The organism is Shewanella sp. S1-49-MNA-CIBAN-0167, from assembly GCF_040310145.1.
Taxonomy (GTDB): domain Bacteria; phylum Pseudomonadota; class Gammaproteobacteria; order Enterobacterales; family Shewanellaceae; genus Shewanella; species Shewanella psychromarinicola.
This window is the reverse complement of sequence record NZ_JBEOPO010000111.1, coordinates 1-642: the sequence shown is the minus strand read 5'-3', so window position 1 is coordinate 642 and position 642 is coordinate 1. Positions and strand designations below refer to the sequence as shown.

Genomic DNA, 642 nt, shown 5'->3' with positions numbered 1-642 from the left:
GCGGTATGCACGGTTGCATCGCCCGCGACAGTAAAGGTGGTGACTGAAATAGGGCCATCCACACTGGTGCCGTCAATGACATTACCGGTCACTTGCGGGCTGTCTTCTGCAAGGCTGCGAGTTTCGTTGTTATCGGTGAAGCTGTCATCAACTGGGGTCACGCTTAATGTCAGCGTCGAGATGTCATCGGTGCCAGAGCCGTCAGTGAGGGTGTAGGTGATCACGGGAACTGCGCCATTATAGTTGGCGGCAGGGGTGAAGGTGTACACACCATCAGTGTTTAAGCTAAAGGTGCCGACATCAGTGATAACCACATCGGTGCCATCAGCGGTATAAACCGTGCTGTCACCCGCTAAGGTGAAGGTTGTGACCGTGATAGGGCCATCATCACTGCTGCCATCAATGACATTACCGGTCACTTCAGAGCTGTCTTCGACGATGCTGCGAGTTTCGTTGTTATCGGTGAAGTCATCATTCATTGAAGCGATCACCGGGGTATCACTGTCTTGGCCGCTTAAGCTGCCATCGGACACGGTTAAATCCACCGGCGGCAAGGTGCCGCCACTGTTGACTAACTCAGCACCCGCTTGGGTCAACACCACTTCGCCATTAACGAGTGCATAGTAACCGTCGTCATTGGTG

Annotated in this window: 1 protein-coding gene; it reads right to left on the bottom strand. The window is 53.6% G+C overall.

What is annotated here, in order from left to right:
* On the bottom strand, nucleotides 1-642 hold a 642-nt coding region (locus AAEZ00_RS20605; RefSeq protein ID WP_351089733.1), incomplete at both ends, for a cadherin-like domain-containing protein.